Below are 18,744 nucleotides of genomic sequence, written 5' to 3'. Positions count from 1 at the left end.
CTATGGCCCAGATCGACTGTTACCACGCGCATATCTATTTCGATCCGGCGGAGGTCGACGCGGCGCGCGATCTGGCCGCGCGGGCCTCTGCGCTACTTCCGATTGCGGTCGGGCGCTTTCATACCGTCCCGGTCGGACCGCATCCGCGCGGCAGTTGCCAGTTGACGGTGCCGCCCGAACGGTTTGGTGATTTCGCCGCGTGGATGGCGCAGAACCGGGGCGATCTGACGATCTTCGCGCATCTGGAGACGGGCGACGACCTGGCCGATCATACACAGCATGTGATCTGGTTCGGCCCGTCCGAAACGCTCGACATCGCGCAATTCCAGCGCTGACCCGCGCATCACGGGTTGCCAAGGCCGTTGCCCCGCGCGAAGTGGCGGTCATGCACGTCACCCACGATCCCGCAGCGCCGCCCGCCGATCCCATCGATTTCGGTGCCTTCCTGAAGGTCGATATCCGCGTCGGCACGGTCGTATCCGCCGAACCCTTCGCCAAGGCGCGCAAGCCCGCGCATATCCTGCACATCGATTTCGGCCCCACGATCGGCACGAAGAAGTCCAGCGCGCAGGTTGTCGCCAACTATGCTTGCGAAGACCTGATCGGACGGCAGGTCGCCGCCGTCGTCAATTTTCCGCCGCGCCAGATCGGGCCGATCATGTCGGAAGTGCTGACGCTGGGCTTTGCGGATGAGGCGGGCGAAGTCACCTTGTTCGCGCCCGACAAGCCGGTGCCCAATGGCTCGCGACTATTTTGATGCGTTAACGAATATTTCGCCCATTTCCTAAGGTACATCGTTAACGCGGGTGGGCGCAGTTAGAGCTGGACCCGATGCATCTGGCAACCGGGGTCTTCGAAAGTTTTCCCTATGTTCAGGGTGTTGTGGGCTGAAGACCGCGCGGCAACGTCTGCGGAATATGCGCTAATCCTGTGTGTTGTTCTGGGCGGATTGGGCGGAGGCGTCGTCAAGATGGCGAATACGGTAGCCTCTGGCGTGAACAGCGCGTCGAGCAACGTCTACAAAACGGCGATGGCGGCGCACGGCCATCAGGCTGGCTTGCCCATAGCTGACGGACCGGCGGGTGCCCCGCTGTCCGGACAGCCGACTGCGCCCGATGTGGGCGATCTGCCGTCACAGGAAACCACCCCGAATAACGGCAATGCTGGCCAAGGCGGCAATAACGGTTCAAACGGCAATCACTATGGCCAGTGCAAAAACGGAAAGCGCGACTGCGGATAGCCGCACGATCTGGACCATCGGTTACGAACGGGCGACAGTGCCTGCGGTAATCGACGCATTGGCGGACGCGGGCATCGAAGTCCTGGTCGATGTCCGCGCCTTGCCGCTTTCCCGCCGTCCCGGATTTTCGAAGACCGCCCTTGCCGGTGCCGCGATGGAAGCGGGCATAGGCTATCGCCATTTAAAGCCGCTGGGCACGCCGAAAGAGGGGCGAGAGGCGGCGCGCAGCGGCGATTATGCGCGTTTGGCGAAAATTTATGGCGGACAACTTGAACTGCCAGAGGCCCTGGCCGCCGCCGCCGAATTGCGCGATCTGGCGGCGGAACGGCGCGTGGCGCTGCTCTGTTTCTGCGGCGATGCGGGCCAGTGCCATCGTTCGCTTTTGCTCGGCGCGATGTTGGGCGATTTCAAGGCGGTGCATCTACATCCGGCGATGGCCTGATCGCAGGTCGCAACGGGATTCGTTGCCGTTCATGGTTAACGCAATCTGTTAGAAATGTGGCGCTCATGTGGCCGTATTCGCCTCGGTTCACCGCGCTTACCACTCTGATCGACCCCGCAAACGGGCTTGCTGGCACCTGCGTTCATGTGTCAGCAAGGCCACCCTGACACCCATGCATGCGTTCATGTGCGGCGTTCTGCCGTGCATTTCATCAACCGGGGCAAAAGTTCTTACAGCCCGTAACGCGAGGATAGGGGGCGGCCGGGCGACCGGATGCGACCGAGGCGTTTCGAGCTGAAAAAGTGAAGGAGAAACGTTAATGAACCTCATGTCGAAAAGTCCGAAAGCGCTGATCATGGCCGCGATGCTGGTGGCCCCCGTAACCGCCAGCTATGCGCAGTATGAGGATAACGGCGATGTGGCCGCCACCGTTTATGGCGAGCGTATTCCCAACCGTGCCAACATGACCGAAGGCCCCGACGTAGACGGCATCATTTCGGCCCGCATGGGTGACAAGATGCAGGTCACGATGGCCGACGGCACGCAGACCGTGATCACCATCGACGACCAGACCGAGATCATGAGCAAAGGCGGCTTCCTTGGCCTTGCCAGCAAGGACCGTGCGGCCAGCTCGCTGTTCAACGGGCTGCCGGTTTCGGTGAAGACGCTGCAATATGCGAACGGCTTGATGGCGGATGAGATCAAGTTCAAGACTGACGATCTGAAGACCGCATCGATGATCCACAACGGAACCAACCAGCGCTTCACCAAGAACGAAGCCGCGACCGAGGCCCTGCGTGGCCGCATGGGCGATATCGATCAGTATAACATCAAGGGCACGACCGAAGTCTACTTCGACACCGGCAAGTGGAACCTGTCGGCTGCGGATCAGCAGAAGCTGTGCTCCACTGCTTCGCAGGCAAGTGCGATGGACAACGCCCTATTGCTCGTCGTCGGCTACACCGACTCGGTTGGCGATCAGGACTACAATCAGGAACTGAGCGAGAAGCGTGCGGGCCGCGTGGTGAACTATCTGCAGCAGGCCTGCGGGTGGAAGCCCTATCGCATGCTGACCCCGACCGGCATGGCCGAAGCCGATCCGGCTGCGGACAACTCGACCGAAGAGGGTAAGGCGCAGAACCGCCGCGTTGCGGTCAACGTCCTTGTCAGCAAGAGCGTCGACGGACTGTAAGATAAGGTCAGGCGGGGATGGGCATCGGCCTGTCCCCGCCGATTTTCCGTCAGGACTTTAGTTCGCGATCCAGAAAGGCGGCGACGTCGTCGATCGCGACATCCTTGGCCAGAAACGTCTGCCCGATCCCGCGCATCAGCAGGAAGGGCAGAGTTCCGGCATCCATCTTCTTGTCATGCAGCATATGATCGGCCAGCCGCCGACCATCGCATGACAGGCCAAGCTCGGTCACGTCCGCCTTCATGTCGCAGGCCTCGAAGTGCGCCGCGATGCGATCCGCATCCGCCTGCTGCATCAATCCCCGCCGCACCGAATAGCGTGCCGCCAGCACCATGCCGATGGCCACCGCCTCGCCGTGCAGCAGCGTATCGGAATAGCCGGTCTCCGCCTCCAGCGCGTGGCCGAAGGTATGGCCAAGGTTGAGGAGCGCCCGGGTGCCCGTGGTCTCCCGCTCATCCTCTGCCACGACCCGCGCTTTGGCCGCGACAGAGCGGCTCACCGCCTCGATCCGCGCGGCAGCATCGCCCGCCAGCAGGGCAGGGCCCTTCGCCTCGCACCATGCGAAGAAATTTGCATCGTCGATCAGGCCGTATTTCACGACTTCGGCATAACCCGCCCGCAATTCGCGCGGGGGCAGGGTGCCCAGCACATCGGTATCGGCCAGTACGAGGCCGGGCTGGTGGAATGCGCCGACAAGGTTTTTGCCCATCGGCACGTTGATCGCGGTCTTGCCGCCAACGCTGGAATCGACTTGGGCGAGCAACGTCGTCGGCACCTGGACAAAGCCGCAGCCGCGTTTCAGTACGGCGGCGGCAAAGCCGGTCAGGTCGCCGATCACCCCGCCGCCCAGCGCGACGATATGGTCGCCCCGGTCCACGCCCTCTGCCAGCAGGAAGTCGATGACTTGCGCCAGATGCGCCCAGTCCTTGGTCTTTTCGCCAGCGGGCAGCACCAGCCAGCGGGCCTGTTTCCCCACCGCCGCCAGCGAAGCCTCTACCGCATCGGTGTAGAGCGCGGCGACATTGGCGTCGGTCACAACGGGCACGCTGTCCTTGCGCAATAGCAATCCGCATTCCGCACCCAGCCGCGCCAGCAGACCGGGGCCGACCCGCACCTCATAACTGCGGCCCGACAGGGCCACGGGGATGGTTGCGGGTTCAGTCACCGACATGTTCCTCCAATGCTGTCAGGATGCGCGCGACGCTGGCCATCTGCGGTCCGCTGTCGCTGACTACGCGAACCGGCGCCTGCGCATAGAGCGGGTTGCGCACGGCCATCAGGCCCGACAGCACCTCGCGCGGGTCTTTGCCGATCAAAAGCGGGCGCGTGTTCTTGCGGCTCACCCGCTCGACCAGCGTTTCCAGATCGCTGTCCAACCAGACGGCGATGGCGCGGTCCAGGATCAGCGCGCGGGTATCGGGATCGACAAAAGCTCCGCCGCCGGTGGCGATGACCACGGCGCGCCCGTGGCTTTCCTCGATCAGGCGGGCGATCACCCGGCGCTCGCCATCGCGAAAATACGCCTCTCCGAATTTCTCGAAAATCTCGGGGATCGGCATTTGCGCGGCGGCGACGATTTCCTCGTCCGCGTCGACGAACGCGGTGCCAAGGCAGTGCGCCAGCCGCTTGCCCACGGTCGACTTGCCTACGCCCATCAGGCCGACGAGCACGACCGGGCGGTCCAGCTTCTGCGACAGCGCATCCAGCGTCGCGGTGTCGGGCAAGAGCGTATCCTGCGACGAAGCGGTATCGGGGCCGGGTGCGGGATCGTGCTCTTGCATTGCAGGTTCGCCTATAGTTGCGCTAGGCGAGGGCGCAAGCGCGCTGCTTCATGCGGCGCAGGGTCAGCGCAAAGGATTTTCATGAGCGGGAAGCGGTCGGGCGGAAAGGGCCTGTGGGCAATCGTTGCGCTCGCCATCGTCGCCCTGCTGGTTTACGCCTATATCGACGGCGGGCGCGAAGAACCGCGCTGGATCGAGGAAGAATTACCGGTGCAGGCGGGTTGATGCAGCGAAAATCAGGCAAGGCGCGAATGGGTTTTCGCAAGATCGCGCTGGCCGCCATGCTGGCCGGTGCGCCGATCGTCGCGCTCTATGCGCAAGATGGGCCCGAATCGCTGCTGCCGCCCGGCTTTGACGATCCCGCCCCTGCGCCGACGCCAGCGCCCGCGCCGCGCCGGACTGCCGCGCCGACGCCCGCACCGGGCGGATCGGTGTCGCAACCGGTGGTGCAGTCAGTCCCCGATAGCGCGCCCAACACGGGCGGTGCGACGTCTCGCGCAGAGGCAGCGCGTCGCTTGCTGGATCGTCTGCCCAGCCTCGACGATCTAGAGAAGATGGACACTGACGAGATCGACGAACTGCTCGGTCTCAAGCCCAGTTTCGACATTCCGCCCGCCGCGCGCCGGTCAACCGACGTGGTTGGCCTGCTGGCCGCATCGGAAGGCGGCATGGCGCGCAATTCGCTGACCAATTACGACGCGCTGTTCGTGCGCCGGGTTCTGGACGGCACGAAGGGGCCGTTGGTTTCGCGCTGGGGCCACATTCTCCTCCGCCGTGCATTGGCCAGCCGACTGGCCGCGCCGACCGGGATGGACGGCGTGGAATTCGCCGCCTTGCGGGCTGGGCTGCTGAACCGCATGGGCGAACCCGTTATTGCGCGTGCGCTGGTGCAAGAAGTCGATTCGGCGGACTATTCGCCCGCGCTGATCGGCGCGGCTTACGATGCCTATGTCGGCACCGGCGACTTCACCGGGGCCTGCCCGATGGTGCGGCTGCACGCCCGGGCGAGAGAGGATCGCGATTGGGAACTGCTGCGCGGTATCTGCTCCAGCTTTTCGGGCGAATCGGGCGGGATGGACCGCATCGAACGCCAACGCCGCCGCAGTGAAGGCACGCAGATCGATTCGCTGCTGGCCCAGAAATACGCTGGCGCGGTCGGGCGCGCGCGTCGGGCGGTGACGTTGGAATGGGAAGATGTCGATGAACTGACGCCTTGGCGTTACGCGCTGGCGACGGCGACCGGTGCGGAAGTGCCGAACGGCTTGCTGACGACGGGTGGCGCGACGTTCCAACGGATGGCTGCGGTCTCGCCCTCGGTTCCGCTGATCCAGCGTGCGCAGGGCAGCGAAGTGGCGGCGGCAGAGGGCATTCTGTCCAGTGCCGCGCTGGTCGACCTCTATTCGCAGATATATTCGGACCCGGAGATTGAGGGCGACGAGGCTTCGCGCGCGGCGCAGTTGCGAGAGGCTTATGTCGGCGACCCGGAGGCGCGGCTGACCGCCATGCGCAATATCTGGGGCGATACCGACGGGTCGAACCGGTTCCACAGCCGCCAGGTCCTGACCGCCTATGCCGCCGCGCGCCTGACGCCAGATCCGGCTTTCGAGGCCGATGCCGGCTGGCTGATCGGGTCGATGCTGGCTGCCGGGCTGGATGCCAACGCGGTGCGGTGGGCGAATACGGTGCAGACGGGCAGCCACGGCTGGGGTCTGCTGATGCTGGGCAGCCCGGCGCTGAGCGACGTGGTCAGCGAATCGGCGGTGCGCAGTTTTATCGAAGAGGACGAGTCCGCAAGGCAGCAACGCTCTAGGTTCTTCGTGGCGGGTCTTGCCGGTCTGGGGCGTCTTGCTCCGGACAAGGCGCAAGAGCTTTCGGGCGTGCTGAATTACGACATTGGCCGGGAAACCCGCTGGACCCGCGCGATCGACCGGGCGGCGGCGCGCAATAACCGCGTGTTGGTCAGCTATCTCGTCGCGCTGGGAATGCAGGGCAGCAGTTGGCGGCAAATGACGCCTGTGCATCTCTATCACATCGTCAAGGCGCTGAACGACGTGGGCCTGACTGCGGAAGCCCGGATGATCGCCGCCGAGGCAGTGGCCCGCAGCTGAGGCCGTGGGACGCGCATGACCGCCGCGCCCGATATCGACGATTTCCTCGACATGCTGGCCGCAGAGCGCGGCGCGGCGGCGAACACGCTGGTTGCCTATCGCCGTGATCTGGAATCGGCGCAGGATGTCGTGCCGTTGCTGGCCGATGCCGATGCGGACGACTTGTCCGCGCTTGGTCCGGCATGGGCGGATCTTGCCCCTTCGACGGTGGCCCGGCGTTGTTCGGCGCTGCGCCAATATTACGGTTTTCTCGTGGAAGAAGGCCATCGGCGCGATGATCCGTCCGGTGCCTTGCCGCGCCCGCGTATCCGCCGCCCTTTGCCGCGCCTTCTCAGCCGACAGCAAGTCGATGCGATGTTCGCACAGGCGGAGGCCGACGCCGAGGACGACGCGCCGAACGCGGTCCGCACACTGACGCTGCTCGAAATGCTCTACGGATCGGGCCTTCGGGCGACCGAACTGGTCTCGCTGCCGTTGAACGCCGTGCCGCGCGACGCGCCCTTGCTGACGATCACGGGCAAGGGCGGGCAGCAACGTATGGTGCCGGTCAGCACACGCGCCCGCACCGCTCTGTCGCGCTGGCTGAAACTGCGTCCGCAAGGCAGCAAGTTCGTCTTTCCGTCGCGCAAGGGCGCTAAAGCCGGGCATCTCAGCCGTATCCGCCTGTTCCAGCTGTTGCGCGAACTTGCCGAAAAGTCCGGTGTGCCGCCCACCGCGGTCAGCCCGCACGTCCTGCGCCACGCCTTTGCCACGCACTTGCTGGAGGGCGGGGCGGACCTGCGCGTATTGCAGACCCTGCTCGGCCACGCCGACATCGCGACGACGCAGATATATACCCACGTCGATTCGGCGCGGCTGATCGAACTGGTGAATGCGCGTCATCCGTTGGGCGCGGGAAGGCCGCGCCCCCTTGCTCCCGATGCAAACCCGGACTAGCGCTTCCGCGATGACCAGTTATCTCGAATTCGAAAAGCCGCTTGCGGAACTCGAACGCCGCATCTCCGACCTGCGCAGCGCCGCGGATCGTGAAGAGGTGGAGCTCGACATCGACGCCGAAGTCGCCAAGCTTGAGGACAAGGCCAAGGGCCAACTGTCCAGCATCTACAAGTCGCTGACCCCGTGGCAGAAAACGCAAGTTGCACGCCATCCTTCGCGCCCGCATTTCGGCGATTACGTGGCTCATGCTTTCAGCGACTTCATGCCGCTGGGCGGAGATCGCGCCTATGGCGACGATCAGGCGATCCTTGGCGGATTCGCCACGCTGGATACGCCGGGCGGCGGTCGCCGCGTGATGCTGATCGGGCATGAGAAGGGCAACGACACGCAGTCGCGGCTGAAGCACAATTTCGGCATGGGCAAGCCGGAGGGCTATCGCAAGGCGATCCGCCTGATGGAGCTGGCCGGTCGGTTCGGCCTGCCAGTGGTGACGCTGGTCGATACTTCCGGCGCGTTTCCGGGGATCGAGGCCGAGGAACGCGGACAGGCGGAAGCCATCGCTCGCGCCACCGAGGCCTGCCTCGACCTGCCGGTGCCGATGGTCGCCTGCATCGTGGGTGAGGGCGGATCGGGCGGCGCGGTTGCTTTGGCCAGCGCCGAACGCGTGCTGATGATGGAACACGCAGTCTATTCGGTCATCAGCCCTGAAGGCTGCGCATCGATCCTGTGGCGCACCGCCGAAAAGGCATCCGAAGCGGCGGAAGCGATGAAAGTCACGGCGCAGGATCTGGCCAAACTGGGCGTGGTGGATCGAATCGTGACCGAACCCCTGGGCGGGGCGCATCGCGATCCGGTCGCGGCGTCGAAATCGCTTGGCGCGGCGATCGATGAAGAACTGGCCAAGCTGTCCGGCAAGACGCCGCAGGAACTGCGCACAAAGCGTGCGGAGCGGTTCATCGCAATCGGCGGTCTTGCCTGATCCTCCCCCTGTTTCGGGAACAAATCTTCGCCCACACCGGTTTTCCCTTGCGTAGTTAGGGGACTGTCGCCGTTCGTCGCAGGGACGTGCGGCTCCCCGTTATTGTAGAAGATTTCGAGGAGCCTCACAGATGCCGACCCGCTCGCCCCGTTTTGCCGCCCTTGCCGTTACGGTTGGCACCATGTCATTCGCATTGGCGAGCTGCGCCGGAACCACGACTGCGCCCGTAACGCCCGGTCAGGCCGGTGCGATCACGCAGGAAGAGGCAAAGCTGGGCGCAGAGGCGCATCCGCAGCTCATTGCCGAATTCGGCGGGGCCTATACCGGCCCGCAGGCCAGTTATGTCGAGCAAGTCGGCAAGAATATCGCGGTACAGTCGGGCCTTGCCAATGCGCGCGATACCTACACGGTGACGCTGCTGAATTCGTCGGTCAACAACGCTTTCGCCATTCCCGGCGGCTATATCTACACCACGCGTGAGCTTGTCGCGTTGATGGATAACGAGGCGGAACTGGCCGGCGTGCTGGGCCACGAAGTTGGCCACGTCGCGGCCCGTCATGCGCAGCAGCGGCAGTCTGCGGCGCAGCAGAACTCGATCCTGGGCGCGGTCGGCGCGATCCTGTCGGGCGTGCTGTTCGGCAATTCGCAGATCGGTCAGCTGGGCCAGCAGCTTGCCATGCAGGGTTCGCAGCTTCTCACGCTGAAATATTCGCGCAGTCAGGAAACGCAGGCCGACGATCTTGGCATCGCCTACCTGTCAAACGCGGGATACGATCCCGATGCGATGGCAACCGTGTTGCAGAGCCTTGCGCAGCAGAACGCGCTTGACGCGCAGATGATGGGTTCGACCGGCAATCAGGTGCCCGAATGGGCGTCGACCCACCCCGATCCTGCCAGCCGCGTTCAGCGCGCCTTGACCGAAGCGCAGGGCATGCCGGGCACGGTGACGAATAAGGATACGTTTCTGACGCGCATCAACGGCATGATGTACGGCGACGATCCGAAGCAGGGCATCGTCGAAGGCAATACTTTCATTCATCCGGTCTACGGCTTTGAATTCAAGGCGCCGAACGGCTTCTTTATGGTCAACGGCACGCGCGCCGTGTCGATCAGTGGCCAGTCGGGCAAGGGCCAGCTGACCAGCGGGACCTATAACGGCAACATGAACACCTATATCCAGAACGCGTTCAACGCGCTTACGGATGGGCAGCAGCAGATCACACCGTCATCAATCCAGCGGACGACCGTAAACGGCATTCCGGCGGCCTATGGCACGGCGCGCGTGAATGCGAGTGGTGGCGCAGTAGATGTGACCGTTTTCGCCTACGAATTTTCGAATAGCCAAGCGTTTCACTTCGTGACGATCACGCAGGCGGGGAGCGCCAACGTGTTCAATCCGATGTATTCGTCGATGCGCAAGATTTCGTCGACCGAGGCGGCAGCGGTGAAGCCGCGCAAGATTTCGGTGGTGACCGTAAGATCGGGCGACACCCTGGCATCGCTCGCCAGCCGCATGGCCTACACGAACTACAAGATGGAGCGTTTCCTCGTTCTGAACTCGCTGACCAGCAACAGTTCGTTGCAGGCAGGCCAGAAGGTGAAAATCGTTACTTATTGACTTTAGTCCCTCAAGCGCCGTGCGCCGGGCATCCGCCCGGCTTGGCTACGCGCCGATAAGGCGCGGCGGCCGTTCGGCCTTGCGGGAGTCGCTGCGCGCCCCGTAATTTTGCGCGACAGGAGGCTTATCAATCTATTGGGAAAGCGAGCGAGGTTGCGCTGCAACGGGGCACCGTAGGTGATCCCCGCAAGGGCGGCAGCCCGCCCGCAGCAGCGCCCTCAGGCGCGAGCTATAGCCAAGGCCGCGGATGCGGTCGCCGGGCCTGAGGCTTAAGCAGAAACGCAAAACGGGCGGCAGTTTCCTGCCGCCCGTTCGCTCAAGAACGGTAGGTACCGTTAACTTGTTAGCCGCCGTTCGCGGTGACGAGCGAATCTTCGACCGTGCCGAACGTGTTGTTCAGTTCGCTGCCCAGAGCGGTCAGCGTGGTGATGCAAGCAACGGCGATCAGAGCGGCGATCAGGCCGTACTCGATGGCGGTCGCACCGGATTCGTCAGCGATGAGGTTCTTGAAAAACTGCATGTTAGGTCTCCTGGTTCAAACTAGGTACTTTACGTTCACCCGGCCCAATCAAAGTTCTGGCGAAGATTTACTTCGGTGCCCCCAGTTCCCTGTTCGAGCTGTTATTCACCTACGCATAAAAACTGAAAAAGAAGTTAACCGTTTGGGTTTGAATTCTGCATCGCAGTTCTGCTGCTATCGGTGATCTTGGTCCACATCTTGATGGTCTCGCCCGCCACACCATTGAGCGCCGTCATCATTGCAATGACGAGCATTGCGCAGATCAGGCCGTACTCGACGGCTGTCGCTCCGTTTTCATCGTCAAGAAACTTGAGGATGGTGTTCAACATGGTTTTGGGCCTTCCCTTGTGGTCCGTCGTCAGAATCGCCCCAAGGGATTAATTTTTGGTTGAGAGCACCCGCAGCATTGGCAAACTATCCGACAGGGGCTTTTGGTAAATGGCAGGTAAACCATGCTAATCGTTGCAGCTGCTTTGATTGATGGCGCCGGGCAGGTGCTGATGCACCGACGTCCGCTAGCGAAACATCACGGCGGACTTTGGGAATTTCCCGGCGGAAAGGTCGAAAAAAACGAATCGCCACAGGCCGCCTTGGCCCGCGAACTGGCCGAGGAGCTGGGGATTCGCGTCGATTCGGCTGCGCTGGAGCCTGCGTGCTTTGCGACAGGGGCGGCTTTGCCGGGAAGCGAGGCACCGGTTGTAATTCTTCTTTACACCTGCCGCAAATGGGCTGGGGAGCCGCAGGCACTGGAGGGCGAAGCGGTTCGGTGGTGTTCTTTGGCGGAGGCTGAGCTGTTGCAGCTTGCGCCGTTGGATGTGGATTTAATGGGACGGTTGCGGGTTTAGGCACTGGTGGGTCGGCCCGAAAGGCTAGGGCTGGTCTCCTGCCCAGCCCGTCCTGTCTTTGCGGCTTTGTCGCTCCGACTCCGAACTTAGGTTCGCATCTTGGAATGCCCCAAACAACAAAGCCCGCCCCTTTGCAGGGGCGGGCTTTGTTGTTGGCGCGCCCGAAAGGATTCGAACCTCTGACCCCCAGATTCGTAGTCTGGTGCTCTATCCAGCTGAGCTACGGGCGCGCTTGGAGGGCGCCATCTAGGCGGGGAAGGCGGGCTTGGCAAGCCCTGCTGTGGGGATATTTCGCATTCGGTACGATCTGCGGTTCGGAACCTCGTACCCATCCGGCGGTTGATCCTCCAAACGCACATTTGAAAATTTTCAGGAGCGACCCATGGCCGACACAACCGGCATCTTCGACCGATTGAAGGAAGATCACGACAAGCACCGCAAGCTGCTAAAGCAGATGGCCGAAACCGAGGGCGCGAGCGATGAGCGCCAAGGCCTGCTGGAGCAATTCACCGTCGAAGTGAAGAGCCACGCGGCCGCGGAGGAGCAGGCACTCTACTCCACGATGCTGCGCAAGCCCGAGACGACGGGCGAGACCCGCCACTCCGTCGCAGAACATCATGAGATCGAGGAGATGCTCAACGATCTCGCCGCCACGGACATGAGCAGCAGCGCATGGCTGGCTAAGTTCAAGGACCTGCGCCACCGGTACGAGCATCACATCGACGAGGAAGAGGACGAGCACTTCCCGGACTTCGAAAAGTATCTGACCGATGCCGATCTTGCGCACATGCGTTCGGTATTTCAACGCCGCAAGGACGCGGAATGCGAAGAGCAGGAAGTGACGCCCGAAGCGATGGAAGACGCCAAGAAATAGGCGCGCCGCGCTTTCACCGGGTCGCACCACCGGAACGTATCGCAAGGAAGACGCATGACGGACAAGGTGGTTCGCCCGGATCAACCGGACGGCCCGGCGGGGAACAAGGCCAACGACCCCGGGTCGGCATTCGCGCAGAGTGTCGAGCCCGGGGTTTGGCGGTTCGAGCATGCCGACAAGGCGAAGGTCATTGTCGACGCCGCCGATTATTTCACGATCATGCAGGATGTGATGATGCGCGCGAAAAAGCGCATTTTCCTGATCGGCTGGGACTTCGACACGCGCATCGCGCTGGGGCGCGGGCGGCGTTGGTGGCAACGTCGGCCCAAATCGCACCCGCCGCGCCGGTTGGGGCGCTTCATCGTCTGGTTGGCGAACCGAAACCCCGATCTGGAAATCTACGTGCTGAAATGGAATTTCGGCGCGGTGAAGATGTTTTTCCGCGGTTCCATGCTGATCGATATGTGGCGCTGGTTCCGGCATGACCGCATAAATTTCAAGTTCGACGCGGCGCATCCTGTCGGCTGTTCGCACCACCAGAAGATCGTGATCGTCGACGATCGATTCGCCGTTTGCGGTGGTATCGACATGACCGCCGATCGCTGGGACACGCGCGAGCATTTGGACAAGGATCGCCTGCGCCGCGAACCGGGCGGCGGCACCTATATGCCGTGGCACGACATGACCATGCTGGTTGAGGGCGATGTCGCCCGCGCGCTCGACGATCTGGGCCGCAAACGCTGGAACATTGCCAGCGGCAGCGATCTTGCGCCGGTGCCCGCGCAGCCGCACAGCGTATGGCCAGACGACCTTGATCCGAGCTTCGACAACATCAAGCTGGGCATTGCGCGCACGCGTGCCACTTTCGAGGATTGCGAAGAAATTCGCGAGATCGAGACGCTTTTCCTCTCGCTAATCAAGCGCGCGAAGAAGTTCATCTATGCCGAGAGCCAGTACTTCGCCTCTCGCAAGATCGGCGAGGCGATTGCCGAGCGCATGGCAGAGGATGATCCGCCTGAAATCGTGCTGGTCAATCCCGAAGAAGCCGACGGTTGGCTGGAGCAGCAGGCGATGGACACCGCCCGCGCGCGGTTGCTCAAGGCCATCGGCAAGGTCGATACCAAGCAGCGCTTTCGCGTCTATATCCCGCGCACGGCGGGCGATAACCCGATTTACGTTCATGCCAAGCTGATGATCGTGGACGATCAGGTACTGAAGCTGGGGTCGGCCAATATGAACAACCGGTCGCTGGGCCTCGATTCGGAATGCGACCTGCTGCTGGATGCCACGCGTTTCGATAACGGCGACGAGGTGGCGAAGATCAGGGCGCTGCGCCACGACCTGCTGGCAGAGCATATGGGGCTGGACCCGGCGGAGATCGGCCCGCTGATCGAGCAGTATGGATCGATGCACGCGATGATCCAGAACCACCCGCAACCGGGCCGGGCGCTGCGGCTTTACGAAATGCCCAAGCTGAACGGCGTGGAGAAGGCGTTGGCCGATGACGAGTGGCTTGACCCCGAAAGTGCGGACGACATGTTCGAACCGATCAGCGAGCGAAAGGGCCTGTTTCGTCGCATCCGTCGCCCGAAATAGCCCTCAGCCCTCGCGCAGTTCCTGGGCGAGCAGGTGGAATTCCTCCGCACGGGGGCTGCCCTTGCGCCAGACGAGAGCGATTTCGCGGCTGGCGTTGTTCGATTTCAGAGGACGTGCGACGACATCGGTGTCGTGCAGGATGCCAGCATCCAGCGCCATCTTGGGCAGCATCGTAAGACCGAGGCCATTGTCGACCATCTGCACCAGGGTATGCAGCGAAGTGCCGATCATGGTCGCGCTGGCCCGCAACTCCGGGCGATTGCAGGCGGCCAGCGCGTGTTCCTTCAGGCAGTGCCCGTCTTCGAGCAAGAGCAGGCGGCCTTCGTCGATCATGTCCGGCGGAATTTCCGCAGGTGGGTCGCGCGGATCGTCCTTTGGGAAAGCGACGTAAAGGTCGTCTTTCGCAATCGTCTCGCGTTCCACTTCGCCAGTCGGGAAGGGCAGGGCGAGCAGCACGCAATCGGCCCGGCCGTGGTGCAGCGATTCGATGGCATCAGCGCTGGGCTCTTCGCGCAGGAACAGCTTCAGCTTGGGCCGCTCCTTGCGCAAACGCGGCAGGATACGGGGCAGCAGGAAGGGCGCGATGGTCGGGATCACGCTCATCCGCAATTCGCCGCACAGCGGTTGCCCGGCGGACTGGACGAGATCGGACAGTTCCTCCGCCTCTCGCAACAGGCGGTGCGCCTTGGCGACGACCTGTTCGCCCAGCGGCGTAAATCGCACCACGCGCCGGGTCCGTTCGACCAGCGTCACGCCGAGCAGCGATTCGAGTTCGCGAATACCCGCCGACAGCGTGGACTGCGACACGAAGCACGATTCCGCAGCCCGTCCGAAGTGGCCGTGTTCGTGCAGTGCCAGCAGGTACTGCAACTGCTTGAGCGTGGGGAGGTAGGTCGCGCTCATGGGTCTAGGCGCTCAGGCTTCTTCGCTCTGCGATGCTTGTTCGCCGTCGTCGTCGGCTTGCTGATTTTCCGGCGTTGGCGCGACGGGGCCTTCGCCGATACGGGTCATCTTCAGGCGACCGTTCTCGACACCGAAACCCAGCTTGCCCTCGACCAAATCGAGCGCGTCGCGACCGAACTCCTCGAACCGCCAGCCTTCAAGCAGGGGCAGCTTCTTGCGCACCCCGGCGGCAAGCTGTTCGAGGTCGTCGGACCGGGCCAGCAGTCGAGAGGCGACGTCGATCTCGCGTGAGCGGATTTTCAGCAGGAGTTTCAACAAGTCGGCAACCAGTGCGCCTTCCTTGCCCAGCGGCGCGCCGCGCTTACGCTCTGGCATTTCCTCCGCAGGCAGCGGTTCGGCGGCGTCGAGCACTTTCATCAGCCGCTTGCCGATGTCGTTGTCTTTCCACCCGTTCGACAGGCCGCGTACTTTGGCAAGGTCGGCCTGCTTCTTCGGAGGGTGGCTGGCGAGATCGGCCAGCGTTTCGTCGCGAACGATGCGCCCGCGCGGGATGTCCTTATCCTGCGCCTCGTTCTCTCGCCATGCGGCAAGTGCCTTCAACCGGCCCAGCACTTGCGGATTGCGGCCAGGCGCGCGGATGCGGTGCCACAGCGTGTCCGGGTCCTGCGCATAGTTCGCCGGATCGGCCAGCCGCTCCATCTCATGATCCAGCCAGATGCCGCGTCCCGTCTTGATCAGCTTTTTGAGCATCTTCGGGAAAATCTTGGACAGGTAGGTAACGTCGCCGACGGCATATTCCAGCTGACGTTCGGTCAGCGGACGGCGCGACCAGTCGGTAAACCGCGCGCCCTTGTCGATGGCATGGCCCAGCCACGATTCGACGAGGTTGGAATAGCCGATCTGTTCGGACTGGCTGATCGCCATCATCGCGATCTGCGTGTCGAAGATCGGGTGCGGGGTCTTGCCGGTCAGATTGTAGATGATCTCAACGTCCTGCCCCCCGGCATGGAAGACCTTGAGCACGTCTTCGTTCTCGCACAACAGGTCGAGCAGCGGGGTCAGGTCTATGCCCTGCGCCAGCGGATCGATCGCGGCGGCTTCCTTGCCATCGGAAATCTGGACGAGGCAGAGCAGAGGCCAATATGTCGATTCGCGCATGAACTCGGTGTCCACGGCAACGAAATCGGCAGTGGCGAAACGATCGCAGAGGTCGCGCAGCTCATCGGTAGAGCTGATCAGAGGGTGCACTTTCATCGAGACGGCGCATTAGTGCAACGGGCCGCCGCGGGCAAACGTTGTTTGGACCTCAGGCGCTGGCGGGGCCATCCGGCCCCTTGGTTTCGTCGCATAAGCGGCGGCGCGCGTTGGCGCTTGCGGGTGTCGTTTTGCGCCCCGGACTTTTGCCAACCGAAAGAGGGAGTAGAGTTTGTACGAACTTGCCCGCATCGCGCTGGAACCGGGCACCGACGGTGACTCCGACAGGGCCGAATGGCCGCCCGCAGCGCCGTCAGGCGCGAGGAAAGCCTGAGGGGCCGGATGGCCCCGCCGGCGTCTGAGGCAAAGAAATATCCCGCGCCCGGCGCTTGAGTCTGCCCGGCGCACGCCGGACTTAGCAAGAAAATCAGCGCCGCAGGAGCCGATCCAGCAAGCTCGGCTTTGCCTGTTCTTCCGCCGCGATCACGCCGTCCATGCTCTCCGCATCTTCGGCGAATTCGCGCACGAAACGGTGGCGCAGGGATCGGCCCGATACGTGCTCGGTCTCAACCTGAAACTGATAGGTCGCATTGGGCCGCACCGGGGCCAAGGTGGCGAGCGAAGTGAACAGTGCCTCGTCCGTATCGCCCGCCTCGGCCTGCGCGTCGTTCGCTTCCTCGCAATCGGCGCGGGTCGTGACGGGGGCGTCGAAGTAAGGATAATCCTCGTTGCTGCCGCATATAACCGCCATCGGGCGGGGCAGGTTCTGATCTTCGACCGCGCGGGCGATAGCCATGTGGACCAGCACCGCACAGCGCATCGCAGTCAGACGCGGCGCGTCGTAATCGGCGAGCTCGGTCAGCTCGCCGCGATCCATGTGCGGGCGTACCGCGTGGTATGCGCCATAAAGTTCGTCGAGGCCCGAAACCTTCAGACAATTGTCGCGATGCTCATGCGAACCGCGCCATGTCGCGCCGTTGCGGCCATAGCCGGTGCACAGCCCGTCGCGGTCCGACACGCCAAAGGGAAACACATCGTCGCAATAGAACGAGGTTTCCAGCACCGGCGTCAGCCGCATGTCGCCGCCCGGTTCGGTGCCATAGGCATCGGGATTGGCCAGATCGACGCCTATGGCCGAGATCGGCTGGCCGTGGATGTCGAGCGAATCGATGGTGCCGCCGATCGCTTCCCATCCGGTAACGACAACGCTTTCGGGCTGGATCGAGAGGCCGAGCTTGGCGAACGGGCGTTCGCCGATCTCGCCCAGTTTCGCGTCAATTTCCGACAGGGCGTCGACGGCCTTCCCTTCACGCAAAAGGCCCTCCACCTGATGGCGGAAGGCGCGTTCGGCTTCCTTGTCTGCGAACAACTGGCTGGCAAAGACCATGTGTTTTGTCGCCCTCCTCAGGCGCTTCGCTTCAGGATGCGGTTCAGGAAGCCCCCGATCCCGGCGGGAGCGACATCGTTGGCCACCTCGGGCGTTTCAGCCTCTGCCTGCGCGCGCAGCTTTTTGCGCAAGGCTGCGCCGCTGACCTGATCTTCGTCGGGCATGGCGGCGAACGGATCGTAATCGTCGGGCAAGGGAGCAAGGCGCAGCGTGCCGAAGGCGTGGTCGTACTGGCCGCAGTCGTCCTCTTCACCCTCTGCGTCGAGGTATTCCTCGTACTCCGGCCGGGTCATCACCGGCGCGTCGTAATAAGGGAAGCTTTCGTTGTTGCCGACCATCAGGCACGCGGCGCGCGGCATTCCGCGCCCTTCCGCCGTGGCCTTGATCGCCTGATGCAGGCGGACCGCGATAAAGGCGGATGCGATGACGGCAGAATCCTGTTCCATCGCGTTCTTGTGATCGTAGTCCTTGCACTTCTTCTGCGCGATCAGAACTTCGCCGTAGATCCCGCCAAGCCCGCGCACGCCGATGGTCGCATCGACGTTTTCGAAATGGCCGACCCAAGCTGCCTTGGCGTTCTGCGCTTCCTCCATCATCATCTCGCGGCTGGCGCTGGCGAACGGAAAGGCGCTGTCGGTGTAGTAGACGGTGTCCAGATCGGGTTCGTAGAAATTGCCGTGCCGGTCATCCAGTTCGGGCATTTCGAACGGGGCGGAAATATCGATGCCGATGGCGGTGATCGGCCTGCCGGGGCGGTCCAGCTTTTCCAGCTTACCGGCAAGCTGTTCCCAACCGGTGATGCGTACCGCGCTGACCGGAACCTTGATGCACAGGCGGGCCAGTTCGTCGCCATCGTCGGCCAGATCGCCCAGCTGACCTTCCAGCAGACCCGCCGCAACGTCCGGCTGGCCGCGACGCAGCAACGACTCAACATCGTCGAGGAAGCCCTGGCGCTCGTCCTCGCTGCCGAACAGATTGCTTGCGAACATGCACTGGTCCCTTGTGTCAGTTGGGCGCATTTGTAGTTAGGGGGCTTTCTAGCCTGCGGATGGTTAAGAAGAGTTTTAGGGACAGCCTTGAAAAATTCTTGCACCACCCGCTCCGGGCACGGGTGCATCGCGCCACTGGA

At 63.1% G+C, this 18,744-nt stretch carries 21 protein-coding genes and 1 tRNA gene; 13 read left to right on the top strand and 9 right to left on the bottom strand.

Annotation, left to right across the window (positions count from 1 at the left end; genetic code table 11):
• Window positions 1-2: 2 nt before the first annotated feature.
• The 5 genes from AB433_RS11235 (at window position 3) to AB433_RS11215 (ending at window position 2,874) form a co-directional block, all read left to right on the top strand.
• A complete protein-coding gene (locus AB433_RS11235) occupies window positions 3-335 on the top strand; it encodes a DOPA 4,5-dioxygenase family protein (RefSeq protein ID WP_047821063.1) in 333 nt (110 codons plus the stop codon).
• A gap of 50 nt (window positions 336-385) precedes the next feature.
• A complete protein-coding gene (locus AB433_RS11230; RefSeq protein WP_047821062.1) occupies window positions 386-757 on the top strand; it encodes a tRNA-binding protein in 372 nt (123 codons plus the stop codon).
• A 213-nt stretch (window positions 758-970) separates the two neighbouring features.
• Window positions 971-1,240: a hypothetical protein gene (locus AB433_RS11225; RefSeq protein WP_169749346.1), complete on the top strand. Its 270-nt coding sequence runs from the start codon at window positions 971-973 to the stop codon at window positions 1,238-1,240.
• On the top strand, window positions 1,203-1,682 hold the full coding sequence (locus tag AB433_RS11220; protein ID WP_047821060.1) for a DUF488 domain-containing protein: 480 nt from the start codon (window positions 1,203-1,205) through the stop codon (window positions 1,680-1,682). Before AB433_RS11225 ends, AB433_RS11220 begins: the two co-directional genes overlap by 38 nt.
• Window positions 1,683-2,001: 319 nt before the next feature.
• Window positions 2,002-2,874, top strand: a complete 873-nt coding sequence (locus tag AB433_RS11215) for an OmpA family protein (protein ID WP_047821059.1) — start codon at window positions 2,002-2,004, stop codon at window positions 2,872-2,874.
• Between the two features lie 49 nt (window positions 2,875-2,923).
• Here the strand turns inward: AB433_RS11215 and aroB are convergent, their stop codons facing one another.
• Window positions 2,924-4,039 (bottom strand): 3-dehydroquinate synthase, encoded by a 1,116-nt coding sequence (aroB, locus tag AB433_RS11210; protein WP_245626649.1) that lies wholly within the window; start codon window positions 4,037-4,039, stop codon window positions 2,924-2,926.
• Complete coding sequence (locus AB433_RS11205; RefSeq protein ID WP_047821057.1) at window positions 4,032-4,655, bottom strand: shikimate kinase; 624 nt, start codon at window positions 4,653-4,655, stop codon at window positions 4,032-4,034. Before AB433_RS11205 ends, aroB begins: the two co-directional genes overlap by 8 nt.
• A gap of 81 nt (window positions 4,656-4,736) precedes the next feature.
• On the opposite strand from AB433_RS11205, the gene AB433_RS20550 reads away from it, so the two are divergent.
• The 5 genes from AB433_RS20550 (at window position 4,737) to AB433_RS11185 (ending at window position 10,296) form a co-directional block, all read left to right on the top strand.
• Window positions 4,737-4,880, top strand: a complete 144-nt coding sequence (locus AB433_RS20550) for a hypothetical protein (RefSeq protein ID WP_156170792.1) — start codon at window positions 4,737-4,739, stop codon at window positions 4,878-4,880.
• A 26-nt stretch (window positions 4,881-4,906) separates the two neighbouring features.
• Entirely contained in the window at window positions 4,907-6,763 is a 1,857-nt protein-coding gene (locus AB433_RS11200) for a hypothetical protein (protein ID WP_047823907.1), read from the top strand.
• Window positions 6,764-6,778: 15 nt separating this feature from the next.
• Window positions 6,779-7,699: a tyrosine recombinase gene (locus AB433_RS11195; protein ID WP_047821056.1), complete on the top strand. Its 921-nt coding sequence runs from the start codon at window positions 6,779-6,781 to the stop codon at window positions 7,697-7,699.
• A 10-nt stretch (window positions 7,700-7,709) separates the two neighbouring features.
• Entirely contained in the window at window positions 7,710-8,678 is a 969-nt protein-coding gene (locus AB433_RS11190; RefSeq protein WP_047821055.1) for an acetyl-CoA carboxylase carboxyltransferase subunit alpha, read from the top strand.
• Between the two features lie 130 nt (window positions 8,679-8,808).
• Entirely contained in the window at window positions 8,809-10,296 is a 1,488-nt protein-coding gene (locus AB433_RS11185) for a M48 family metalloprotease (protein ID WP_047821054.1), read from the top strand.
• Between the two features lie 343 nt (window positions 10,297-10,639).
• Here the strand turns inward: AB433_RS11185 and AB433_RS20040 are convergent, their stop codons facing one another.
• The gene (locus tag AB433_RS20040) at window positions 10,640-10,816 is read right to left on the bottom strand and encodes a Flp family type IVb pilin (RefSeq protein ID WP_082134900.1); all 177 of its coding nucleotides are present in this window, start codon (window positions 10,814-10,816) and stop codon (window positions 10,640-10,642) included.
• Window positions 10,817-10,950: 134 nt separating this feature from the next.
• On the bottom strand, window positions 10,951-11,145 hold the full coding sequence (locus AB433_RS11180; protein ID WP_047821053.1) for a Flp family type IVb pilin: 195 nt from the start codon (window positions 11,143-11,145) through the stop codon (window positions 10,951-10,953).
• A 123-nt stretch (window positions 11,146-11,268) separates the two neighbouring features.
• Here AB433_RS11180 and AB433_RS11175 point away from each other — a divergent pair, with 123 nt between their 5' ends.
• Window positions 11,269-11,661 carry a (deoxy)nucleoside triphosphate pyrophosphohydrolase gene (locus AB433_RS11175; RefSeq protein ID WP_047821052.1) on the top strand — a complete coding sequence of 131 codons (393 nt, stop codon included), beginning with the start codon at window positions 11,269-11,271 and terminating at the stop codon, window positions 11,659-11,661.
• A gap of 153 nt (window positions 11,662-11,814) precedes the next feature.
• On the opposite strand, the gene AB433_RS11170 is transcribed toward AB433_RS11175, so the two are convergent.
• A tRNA-Arg gene (locus AB433_RS11170) sits at window positions 11,815-11,891 on the bottom strand.
• Between the two features lie 152 nt (window positions 11,892-12,043).
• Between AB433_RS11170 and AB433_RS11165 the strand changes: the two genes are divergently transcribed.
• Both AB433_RS11165 and AB433_RS11160 read left to right on the top strand, forming a co-directional pair.
• Window positions 12,044-12,535, top strand: coding sequence for a hemerythrin domain-containing protein (locus AB433_RS11165; RefSeq protein WP_047821051.1), 492 nt, complete (start codon window positions 12,044-12,046; stop codon window positions 12,533-12,535).
• A gap of 54 nt (window positions 12,536-12,589) precedes the next feature.
• Entirely contained in the window at window positions 12,590-14,131 is a 1,542-nt protein-coding gene (locus AB433_RS11160; protein WP_047821050.1) for a phospholipase D-like domain-containing protein, read from the top strand.
• Window positions 14,132-14,134: 3 nt separating this feature from the next.
• On the opposite strand, the gene AB433_RS11155 is transcribed toward AB433_RS11160, so the two are convergent.
• The 4 genes from AB433_RS11155 to AB433_RS11140 all read right to left on the bottom strand — a co-directional run bounded on the left by AB433_RS11155 (window position 14,135) and on the right by AB433_RS11140 (window position 18,604).
• Window positions 14,135-15,034 (bottom strand): hydrogen peroxide-inducible genes activator, encoded by a 900-nt coding sequence (locus AB433_RS11155; RefSeq protein ID WP_047821049.1) that lies wholly within the window; start codon window positions 15,032-15,034, stop codon window positions 14,135-14,137.
• 12 nt (window positions 15,035-15,046) lie between these two features.
• On the bottom strand, window positions 15,047-16,288 hold the full coding sequence (gene rnd / locus AB433_RS11150) for a ribonuclease D (RefSeq protein WP_047821048.1): 1,242 nt from the start codon (window positions 16,286-16,288) through the stop codon (window positions 15,047-15,049).
• Window positions 16,289-16,655: 367 nt separating this feature from the next.
• Entirely contained in the window at window positions 16,656-17,615 is a 960-nt protein-coding gene (locus AB433_RS11145; protein WP_047821047.1) for a hypothetical protein, read from the bottom strand.
• Window positions 17,616-17,632: 17 nt separating this feature from the next.
• On the bottom strand, window positions 17,633-18,604 hold the full coding sequence (locus tag AB433_RS11140; RefSeq protein WP_047821046.1) for a hypothetical protein: 972 nt from the start codon (window positions 18,602-18,604) through the stop codon (window positions 17,633-17,635).
• Between the last annotated feature and the right edge of the window lie 140 nt (window positions 18,605-18,744).

The sequence above is a fragment of the Croceicoccus naphthovorans genome, from assembly GCF_001028705.1.
In the GTDB taxonomy this organism is placed as follows: Bacteria; Pseudomonadota; Alphaproteobacteria; order Sphingomonadales; family Sphingomonadaceae; genus Croceicoccus; species Croceicoccus naphthovorans.
Note: the sequence above shows the minus strand (reverse complement) of the source record. Positions and strands in the feature narration are given on the sequence as shown.